The sequence below is a fragment of the Bacteroides sp. 51 genome, from assembly GCF_010500965.1.
Taxonomy (GTDB): Bacteria; Bacteroidota; Bacteroidia; order Bacteroidales; family Bacteroidaceae; genus Bacteroides.
Window position 1 is genome coordinate 49,655 of record NZ_QVMI01000029.1, and the last position, 8,263, is coordinate 57,917.

General features: G+C 40.2%; 10 protein-coding genes. All 10 read right to left on the reverse strand.

Going from position 1 to position 8,263, the window contains the following annotated elements:
- Positions 1-182: 182 nt before the first annotated feature.
- The 10 genes from D0T87_RS18400 to D0T87_RS18445 all read right to left on the reverse strand — a co-directional run bounded on the left by D0T87_RS18400 (position 183) and on the right by D0T87_RS18445 (position 8,092).
- Positions 183-1,796: a DUF6377 domain-containing protein gene (locus D0T87_RS18400; protein WP_163176755.1), complete on the reverse strand. Its 1,614-nt coding sequence runs from the start codon at positions 1,794-1,796 to the stop codon at positions 183-185.
- A 292-nt stretch (positions 1,797-2,088) separates the two neighbouring features.
- The gene (locus tag D0T87_RS18405) at positions 2,089-2,289 is read right to left on the reverse strand and encodes a hypothetical protein (protein ID WP_163176757.1); all 201 of its coding nucleotides are present in this window, start codon (positions 2,287-2,289) and stop codon (positions 2,089-2,091) included.
- 100 nt (positions 2,290-2,389) lie between these two features.
- A complete protein-coding gene (locus D0T87_RS18410) occupies positions 2,390-3,211 on the reverse strand; it encodes a nucleotidyl transferase AbiEii/AbiGii toxin family protein (RefSeq protein WP_239063761.1) in 822 nt (273 codons plus the stop codon).
- Between the two features lie 2 nt (positions 3,212-3,213).
- The gene (locus D0T87_RS18415; protein ID WP_203558730.1) at positions 3,214-3,834 is read right to left on the reverse strand and encodes a hypothetical protein; all 621 of its coding nucleotides are present in this window, start codon (positions 3,832-3,834) and stop codon (positions 3,214-3,216) included.
- A 125-nt stretch (positions 3,835-3,959) separates the two neighbouring features.
- Positions 3,960-5,321 (reverse strand): hypothetical protein, encoded by a 1,362-nt coding sequence (locus tag D0T87_RS18420; RefSeq protein ID WP_163176759.1) that lies wholly within the window; start codon positions 5,319-5,321, stop codon positions 3,960-3,962.
- A gap of 360 nt (positions 5,322-5,681) precedes the next feature.
- Positions 5,682-6,176: an HU family DNA-binding protein gene (locus tag D0T87_RS18425; RefSeq protein WP_163176761.1), complete on the reverse strand. Its 495-nt coding sequence runs from the start codon at positions 6,174-6,176 to the stop codon at positions 5,682-5,684.
- Positions 6,177-6,381: 205 nt separating this feature from the next.
- Complete coding sequence (locus tag D0T87_RS18430) at positions 6,382-6,738, reverse strand: type II toxin-antitoxin system RelE/ParE family toxin (protein WP_163176763.1); 357 nt, start codon at positions 6,736-6,738, stop codon at positions 6,382-6,384.
- Positions 6,732-6,968: a hypothetical protein gene (locus D0T87_RS18435; RefSeq protein WP_163176765.1), complete on the reverse strand. Its 237-nt coding sequence runs from the start codon at positions 6,966-6,968 to the stop codon at positions 6,732-6,734. The genes D0T87_RS18430 and D0T87_RS18435 overlap by 7 nt, the downstream gene beginning before the upstream one ends.
- A gap of 75 nt (positions 6,969-7,043) precedes the next feature.
- Positions 7,044-7,322 carry a helix-turn-helix transcriptional regulator gene (locus tag D0T87_RS18440; protein WP_163176767.1) on the reverse strand — a complete coding sequence of 93 codons (279 nt, stop codon included), beginning with the start codon at positions 7,320-7,322 and terminating at the stop codon, positions 7,044-7,046.
- A 272-nt stretch (positions 7,323-7,594) separates the two neighbouring features.
- Positions 7,595-8,092, reverse strand: coding sequence for a hypothetical protein (locus D0T87_RS18445; RefSeq protein WP_163176769.1), 498 nt, complete (start codon positions 8,090-8,092; stop codon positions 7,595-7,597).
- Positions 8,093-8,263: the final 171 nt, after the last annotated feature.

Below are 8,263 nucleotides of genomic sequence, written 5' to 3' on the forward strand. Positions count from 1 at the left end.
TGACAAAGGCAAAAGTATAGCGAAAGAGGTTTGGTTTTACACCGGGGGTATGCAGAGTGGATTAAATTGGAGGATATTCAGAAAAACAAATCTGAGAATCAACAAGTTAATCACTCCACCGTAGAACGGCAGAGTGGATGTTATACAAATAAATAAAGAGAAATTTTAATTGCAATGAGGCATTATTTATCGGATGGAGCACCGATTTTCATCACATAACGTTCGAACTCATCACGCGAAACCCTGGTTTTATTCTTCACCTTAGCCCGGTAGTTATAGATGGTATTTACCGAGTAGCCCAGAAAGCTGGCGATCTTGGAACTATCGTCTATACCCAAACGGATCAGGGCGAATATCCGGAGTTCGGCATTCAAGAGTTCGCCTTTCTTTAATACGATTTGCTCGTCGTCGGTAAGAAGCATATTAAACTCTTTCACGAAAGTAGGATACAGATGCAGGAAGGTATTATCGAAATTCGTATAGAACTCCTTCATCTCTTTTTCCATAAAATCTTCCGAGCGGGTTAGCTTAAAGACTTCTTCCGTTTGTCCCAACGTGATCCGGCGATGTATGAGCTTTCTGAATGATTCTAACTTATTAATATAGGTGGAGCATAAGGTCAGCGACTGCCCGATATATTCTTCTTTCACCAGATTAGACTCCGAGAGCTCCAGATTCATCCGTTTGAGTTCTTCATTGGCCGCTTGCAGATTATTCCGGGCTACAGACACCTTCTTTACCTGTTTATAGATGAACAGTACAGCTATGACCAAAAGCACAGACAGGAAACTAATCATAATCAGGTAATTGCGTAACTTCTCTTTCTGTTGGTCGCTACGCATCTGATACGTTTTATTAATAATAGATTGTATGCCCGATATCTGCGAGCTGCGCAAACGGGCATTGAAGGCATTGGCGTTATCAAGCGAGAACTTGATGTAATTATAGGCCCGGTTTAAATCGCCATTGGAGTAAAGCGAGTCGGCCAACGCCCACAGAGAAGCATTATCGCGTATGGAGGCTTTAATATCCGAGATGGCGGAAAGAGCAAGATACTCTTTCCGCTTCTCGCCGTTTTTCTTTCTCGAATAATATAGTGAGCGATAATAGGTTATCGCAGCATATTCCGGAGTACCCATCTCGGTCATGGCGAGGCGCTCATCGTTAATGGCCATAGCATCGTCTATCTTCCCTATGGAAAACCAATAATACTCTTTGAGCCTGAGATATTGCTTTGCATCGGGGGTGAGGACACTATACAACGAGTCTTTATAGGTTCTGGATATAGCCGCATAACGGGAGCTGTTCCTCTTATCTTGCGAATAAAAGGACATATCGCCGTATACGTGTCCATACGTATTATAATAATCAACCAGATACTTAGGATTCAAGGTTTTCCGGTTTACCCCATCAAGTACATCCATACACTCCTTATACATGCCGGTTGAAGCCAGAAAGTAGGCAAGCCGAAGTCTGGTTTCGGTTTGCTTATCCAATTCATTCAATACGTCGGCAATATCCAGGTTGCGGTTTAAGTAGTAAATAGCAGAATCGCATATATATGGTCTGTATTCCATATATAAACCCATATTTAATGCATAAATGCTATCCGGAGAAAGGTCTTTGGCTTGCAGCTTTGTTTTAAGATCATGAATACGTTTTTCCCGGATATCAGTATATATCATATGGTCGTCAATGGCTTTATCAAGCACATGCAGCAAGGAATCAAGCGTTGAACTTGCGAAAGATAATAAGGGACAAAGAACGAACCATATAAAAATTGTGCTTCTCTTCATAGTAGGAGATATGTTTAATGGATAGACAAAGGTAATCAATCCCAGTTACAAAAAACTGTAAATGATATGCAATTCTTCTTGTGCGTTCTTAAAAAGAGAGTGTATCGAAACGCTGTTTTGACACACTCTACCCTTTTTTACAGCAACATGCTACTACAGATTACACGCCAGTCATTGCCTGACCACTTGCCACACCCGCCAGCACGCTGACTATGGCAATAATAATCTTATAAAGTAAATCCTTTGTCGATTTCTTCATTCTTTCATCATTTTTTTAATTAATAAATCGACATTAAAACCCTGGATCTACGACTTCATCGTCATCCTCGCCGTCTCCGCCTCCGGTGCCGCCTTCGCCTCCCGTGCCTGCCAGAATACCCATATTCTTCAGGTGATCTTCCAGTCGGGTAAACCGTAGCTTTTCACCCGCACGTATCGTATCGCGATGTAGCTTCGGTTCCTTGTCGGCCTGAAGTAAGATTCTAGTATTCAAAACATTATCATGTATCTTAGGGCAGGCCAAATCGAATGATTTACGCTCGTATAATATGGTATTACCCAGATTTCGATAAATGGTCGAAAAACAAAACTCCCTACAGGAACTTAACTCTATCTGCTAATTGAAGAAAATAATCGTTAGACCAGATATCCAACTCTTTGGGATTTTGTATGAATGGCAATACATCACGTTTTACCATATTAATATCTGTAGAGGTCAACCTTTCTTTCAGTATAGAAGTAAACGTTTCCTTATCTATATCCATATCATTAAATTCTTTAGTTCTGATTTGCAAATGAGCAAAATCCAATGGAATATTATAGCGAATATACCACTCAAAATCATACCAGTCCCGACCTTTTACCCGAGTTTTCCAATTTCGGAATAACAAAGCATGCATTTTCCCGGCATATAAATCAGGAAGTGTAAAACAGCGTGTCATAAAAGAAAAAGGCATTAACGACAATTTTTGTTCTGTAACAAATCCAAGAGGGGGGTCAATATCAACCTCTATCTTAATTTTGAAATCTTTCTCAGTCTTGAACTCAACATCATATATCGCTGTGTTATCCTTCAAAAAAGCGGATTCCACCTTTGTTTCCTTCTTTTTCTCTTTTCGGGTAATAACAACATCACGTCCTACTGCTTTGAATTCTTCAACAATAAAAGGGAAATAGTTTTCCAAGTCAAACGCTTCCTTTTTCCGGATAAGAGAAAAATCCATATCCTCACTAAATCGAGGTAATTCATGAAATATTCTCAAGCAAGTACCGCCATAAAAAGCTGCTTTATCGAAAAAGCCACCCCGGTATAATCCGGCAAGGGCTATTTCTTGCATTACTTCGTGTGTTGCATTTCTTTTTTGCTCACTAGTCTTAACCTCATATCTTGAGAGCATTTGTTCGAATATATTCATAGCTATATCAATTTCAATAATAATTTTAATACTTCCTTTTTTTTTCCGACCTCAATACACTCTTTAATAATATCCGTATCCATATTATCTAAGCCAGACATATCAAACCGCAAATCTTCTCTCAGGTAGATCACTAATGCTTTTTCTGATTGAATCCGCAACTGTGGTGTTGCAATAATCATATCGCATAAAGCCTTTTCCGGAGTAGCAATCAAGAAAGTATACTTATTCTCAGCTATTTGTTGTTTTATACCTATAGAATAATAAGCATCATTCGCTGCTATATATTCAAAATGACCAATCGAATTTTCAAAATTCCTGGAACGGTTGATAGTCATAGAACGAATGGTATATACTTGTTCGGGAATTAAGCCATAATAACGTAGAGCACTCTCCATTGAAACATAAGACGGTCCATAGATATGATTTGCAATCAGTTCCGCAGACAATAGCTGCTTACTTATCTTCGGTGACACAACATACAGTCCTCTTTTCAATCGAATTATCTTTCCTGCCTGTTCAAGATTGGCAATCTTGTTACGAGGTGAACGATAATCAGAAAACAGGGAGCGTAAGACTGCATAGTCTACCGGTATTATTCCTAATTGCTCTAATTCTTCCATAATAAATTCATAACTGTCATACAAATATAGTGATTTTTGAATAGATAGTTGAATAAAACAAGAATAACCACGCAAAAATTACTGAACTACAGCTATTAGATTACCATCCCCCCAGCCACTATTAACTACCGGGGCTCGGCATGGATATAAACACTTGGATAAGTACCTTCTTCGGCTTCAGCTTCAATAAGCAACGCATGAGTGGATGGGGTCTGCCAATAGGCAATAGCCTTTACTCCTGTGGGCAGGCAATGAAACAGGCTGCCCGCCATGGCCAAATCGAATGATTTTTGTTCGCCCAGATGGTAATCCATCAAACCGGAAAGTGTTTTCCTGGCTCTTTCGGTGAACATAGCATCGTCGGTCTCATAATCATTGCGCACCAAGGTAACCTTGGAGTAGAGATGCCCATTCTGTTCAGCCGGCAGGTAGTAGTGGAACGCAGCTTCTTTGTACAACGGACAACTGCATACATAATGCGGAGCATCAATACTAATGGTAGGATCGTCCCAATCATAGCGGAGGAAGTCACGAGGGCCAATAACGGTCTGAACGGAATCGGAGAACATTACCCGTCCGTTTCTATAACCCTGCAAACGGGTATAGAGCGGTTTGTTCTGGAAGAAGTGACATCTCCATTCCGATATGTTCGTATAATGGGGTATACCCAAATCTCGATAGATGGTCAAATGGTCAGGATACCCATCGGCCGACCACACAATGGAGTCGTAATAGCTGCATAAGGAAGAAGGAATGCTTATTGATTCCTTTCCGTCCCAGTCGGTAATTAGAAATACTATATTTTCAAAGGGTGCCACAGTACGTCCATCGGACCAGGCTTTTAGCTTGAACCTGAACTCTTTCGCCAGCAGATTATTCTCAAGTTGCAATGATCCGGGCTTGTCTTTTGTGACATATACCTTCTGTATCGGCGAAATGGTTTCATACCAGCCCGTAGTAGCTCCCTCTGCACACGCTAAGGCGATGCGGTTGGAGTCATTGGCTGCACAAGGCACCCGGAATGTCTGCACCTCTTCTTCGGTCAGTTTTATGGGATAATCCACACAAGCAAGTTCGCCTTTGCTATAATCATTATCAGACCAGCGACCACTACCATATGTTATCCAATTGCGAATGGCAAAGTCACTATTGCCTCCCAAAGGCTGGTTGTTGACCACCGTAACTTCTATCCATTGTTTTTGGGGGACATAGAGATGACGCTCGTAAATTTCACCTTTCTCAAAGGAACGATTGTCGTAGGAAAAGAATAATTTCTGACTCTCGTTGAGTCTGTTTACCTCGGTGGGCATGAAATAGGTATCCTTTGGCAGGTTATCCAGATCGAAAGTGAGTTGGAATCCCCTCGATACAGGGTCAGCCGAATCATATGGTTTCAGTTCATCGTCTTTCAGTTCGAAAAATATCTGATAGTTACCGTTTTTATCAGTTTCATCTTTGTATCTTTGTTTAGGTTTATTTTCCTCCAAAATTACCCATTTTTGGTAAAAGAGCAAAGCCTACTTCTTTATTTCCCACTGAATTATCTACTAATTAGTAAAAAGTCATATTTTTGTAGAGTAAGACTATATTCATAGATAGCAAATAATCCAGGAAACAGATATAAGAATAACCATAAAAATACTAGTTAATAGGACAAAAAGGAGAGACACGAATATTCATGTCTCTCCTTAATATTACGGCAATCTGCCTTTACAGACTACAAGCTAGTCATTGCCTGACCACTTGCCACCCCCGCCAATACACTGACTATGGCAATAATGATCTTATAAAGCAAATCCTTTGTCGATTTCTTCATTTTTTCTCATTTTAGAATTAATAAATCGATATCAAAACCCTGGATCTACGACATCACCACCATCTTCACCGTCGGCTGCGCCTCCCGTGCCTGCCAGAATACCCATATTCTTCAGGTGTTCTTCCAATCGGGTGAACTGTAGTTTCTCGCTTGCACGGGTCGCATTGCGATGTAGTTTCAGTTCCTTGTTGGCCTGAAAACAGATGCGTACACCCTCAATGCTGTCGGCATTTAGGTCCTCGGCTGTTTCCGCGCCTTTTGAGCGGGCCGATAAGCTAAACACACCCAGTCCTTCAATATTGACGGTCTTCCCTTCGAGCAACTGCTCTTTCAACTTATCCACAAAATTCTGGATTACACTTTTAATGTCCCCTGTAGTAAGTGACGAATTGTCACGCATGCGTTCCGCCATAAATTTCAGGTCAATCTTACTACCCAGCGTTACAATCTGCGGGTAATATTTGTCCGGTGACTCTGCTACTAAGGGATTCGATTTCCGTTTCACGGCTCTGTAAATTACAGACATAAAAACCTCCTTTTTTCATTGTTATACAATCAGTTAATATACTCTCTATTGTTAGCTAACAATGCAAAGGTGGGGATTATCCGGTAGCCGGCAAACGAATTTAGGGGTTCTGGGAGCGGTTTTCAGAGAAATAACATAACCGGCTAATATTCAACTATTTACTAAAACCACAACTTATACAAATTTATATTTCTTATCTTTAGGATCACCATCCAACAAAGTCTTCGTGCAACATTCCATGTGAAAGATCTTCCTCCATATCTTCTCTCATTCGTCCGGGATGTTGCCGACAATCAAAAATAGAAAGAATATGAATTACCTGGTCTTCGACCCGGTATAGGAGTTTATAATTTTTATGTACTACGATAGAACGATAAGTTAATGACATTCTTCCTAAGTAGCGCTCTACGGGACCCATATTTGGATGAGAAGCAAGTCTATCCGATGCATCTATAATGGTGTTAACTATTTTACGAGCCGTCCTTAGACCAGCTATTTCAAAGTAATACTTATAAATATTCCGGAGTCTATTCTCGGCACGTTCCGACCACACCACTACCACGTAACTATTCGTTTACGTAGTTCTTCATTTGTAATTGTTCGCCCGGCTTTTATATCTTCCTCGGAACAACGAATGTCTTCCATTACCTCCTCACGTGTTACTGGTACACCCTGAATACGTTCCGAATGTAACCTCTCTACTTTTTTCACACCTTTTGTCTTGCGAAAACTATCGAGTATTTTATCCAGGCTCGCCCGATTGTCTGTTTCAATAGTGATGGTTGTTTTCATGTCTCTTTATCTTATTTACACACAAAGATAATCAATACCATTTATAATAACAGTAAACAGTAGCACAATTCTTCATCATCCACCCCTCATAATCCTTCTAAACCGTTCATCATCCTCAGCGGTTCCATAGCTTTTGGAATGATAAAACGTATAGAGTTTGAGTATTTCATCGAGTGTAGCTTTGTATTCCCTTTCTATCGTAGATAAATTCCTTTGACTCATATTTATACTTTCGGCCACAAATAGCCGGGTTAATCCGTTACGCTGACGGATTTCCAGTAACAACAAACCTGATTCTTTCTTTATCCAAAACAGGTGTTCTTTGATCTGATCTATAAGCATATCATTATCCATTTTATTTTTATCTTAAATATATTCTTTAAATTCGTTTATATTGGGTTGAACACGGTTAGCGTATAACGGATTGAAAGTGAATTGATTACTGTAGGGGCGGTTCGCGAACCGCCCAATGCACAGAATATACAGAAAACCATTTTCGGGCGGTTCGCGAACCGCCCCTACAGTAAACCATTTCCATCATAACTGATTAATAACATCCGCCTATACTCCCGCACCAGCGGAGAGAGAGTTCATAAATACTGTATTTTACCTTTAACTTTCAACTTTCAATTTTCAACTTTCAACTCTACACGTATCATCGGAGCAAACAAAGCCCCCAGTTCCTGTGGTGTATACAACGACCGCAGGAAAATAAAAACAGCATCATAAACATCAGTATAATAGTTCCCATCCATTGCATAAGCAAAAAAGCCATTTAACACCTTCTCCAATTTAATACAAATAGGAAAGACCGTTTTTTCCGGCTCATATACAACTGCAACCTCTTTCAATTCCTCCATATAAGAAACATTCCCTTTGGCACGAAGTACGGTACAATCCAATATAACAAATTTAGATTTATCAAATGCACTGCAACTGATCTCACTTCCTGCCGGTAACATCATCATTTCTTTGGCATAGAGCAGATGTTTCCCTGCTACCTGACTTTTAAGGAATATCTTACCTTCCAGCAGAAAGAACAGGCGGTAATGAGCCGCATGGGCTATATGTTCCACCCGTCCTTGCCTGAGCCGGTAACATTGTATACGACTACCTTCATTCATATGTATTCTGTATTTTATCCATACTTCCTTTTTTAAAGATGCCTTAAAAAGCCTCCCTGACCACGCCTGGCCCGGGAGACTTCGCAACAAAACAAATTTAGTGGAGCATGATCGTGATATCACATCATGGAATAGTTCATGCTTAACACGACAACGACTAATTCTATGATA

Bases quoted from the DNA above. Each gene is read 5' to 3' on its own strand.
- D0T87_RS18400 (WP_163176755.1), bottom strand. From the start codon at position 1,796: ATGAAGAGAAGCACAATTTTTATATGGTTCGTTCTTTGTCCCTTATTA.
- D0T87_RS18410 (WP_239063761.1), bottom strand. From the start codon at position 3,211: ATGAATATATTCGAACAAATGCTCTCAAGATATGAGGTTAAGACTAGT.
- D0T87_RS18415 (WP_203558730.1), bottom strand. From the start codon at position 3,834: ATGGAAGAATTAGAGCAATTAGGAATAATACCGGTAGACTATGCAGTC.
- D0T87_RS18425 (WP_163176761.1), bottom strand. From the start codon at position 6,176: ATGTCTGTAATTTACAGAGCCGTGAAACGGAAATCGAATCCCTTAGTA.
- D0T87_RS18435 (WP_163176765.1), bottom strand. From the start codon at position 6,968: ATGAAAACAACCATCACTATTGAAACAGACAATCGGGCGAGCCTGGAT.
- D0T87_RS18440 (WP_163176767.1), bottom strand. From the start codon at position 7,322: ATGGATAATGATATGCTTATAGATCAGATCAAAGAACACCTGTTTTGG.
- D0T87_RS18445 (WP_163176769.1), bottom strand. From the start codon at position 8,092: ATGAATGAAGGTAGTCGTATACAATGTTACCGGCTCAGGCAAGGACGG.